Here is a 1,314-nt window from a genome sequence, read left to right as displayed (position 1 = left end):
CTAGTAGGACTCCGTTACGTCTGCCTGTGAGTCCTGTCTGGGGGCATGTTGAAGGTGTGGACGCACATGAAGTGAACCGTGCTCGGGCGAAGTTATCGCTGTTCGTCGCTGATGTGTTCGCCTCGGTGCCGCGGAGGGATCAGCGGGCCAAGGGCGACTGCTATCTGCGGGGGCTGATGCTGGACGGGCGGCGCAAGTCGATCCAGCCGATGGCGGAGCGGCTGCCGGACGGCAACGAGCAGAACCTGCAGCAGTTCGTGAACCAGTCGACCTGGGATCCGGTGCCGGTGCGGCGGCGGATCGCCCGACGGATGGTGCCCCAGGTCGGCCCGGATGCCTGGGCGGTCGACGACGTGTCGTTCCCCAAGGACGGCCGCATGTCGGTGGCGGTCGCCCACCAGTACTGCGGGGCCTTGGGCAAGCAGGCCAACTGCCAGGTCGCGGTGAGCGTGCACGCGGTCTCCGACACCGCGTCCTGTCCGCTGCAGTGGCGGCTTTTCGTGCCCCAGGAGTGGGCGCACGATCCGGTACGGCGGCGCAGGACCGGGATCCCCGAGGAGATCGGGCACCGGGAGAAGTGGCGCCTGGCCCTGGACACCATTGATGAGCTGGCCGGATGGGGTCTGGTGCCGCCGGTTGTGGTGGCCGACGCCGGCTACGGACAGAACGCCGACTTCCGCGACGGCCTGGAACATCGCAGCATCGACTACGTGGTGGCGATCCGCTCGGACGTGACCGTCCACCCGCACGACGCGCAGCCCACCGCCCCCGCCTGGTCCGGCAACGGCCGCAAGTCCCAGCCCCGCTACCGCGGCAGGCCGTCCCCGGTGGCCGTGCTGGCGGCCGGCCACGGGCGGCAGGCGTTCACCGAGGTGACCTGGCGGGAAGGCTCCCGCGGACCGATGCGCTCACACTTCCTGGCACTGCGGGTGCGGCCGGCAGGGATTAAATCCCGCCGCCTCGCCCAGGCCGCCGCCGACCCGGGCAGCTGGGACGGTGTCCTGCCCGAGGTCACGCTGCTGGTCGAATGGCCCGACGGCGCCGAGGCGCCCACCGACTACTGGCTGTCCAACCTGCCCGCCGACACCCCGGTCGTTGAACTGGTCCGCCTGGCGAAGATCCGCTGGCGCATCGAGCACGACTACCGCGAACTCAAACACGGCCTCGGCCTGGACCACTTCGAGGGCCGCTCCTGGACCGGCTGGCACCACCACGTCACCCTGGTCACCGCCGCCCACGCCTTCCTCACCGAACAGCGCCTGGCCCCAAAAGCCGATACAGCGGACTCACCCTCTACCAGATCCTCGACACCAT

1 protein-coding gene is annotated in these 1,314 nt (G+C 69.7%); it reads left to right on the top strand.

Annotation, left to right across the window (positions count from 1 at the left end):
• Positions 1-56 precede the first annotated feature (56 nt).
• The coding region (locus tag ACZ5SK_RS48515; protein WP_457496060.1) for an IS701 family transposase at positions 57-1,314 on the top strand (1,258 nt) is incomplete at its 3' end.

The sequence above is a fragment of the Streptomyces sp. NPDC031474 genome, assembly GCF_055581185.1.
Note: the sequence above shows the minus strand (reverse complement) of the source record. Positions and strands in the feature narration are given on the sequence as shown.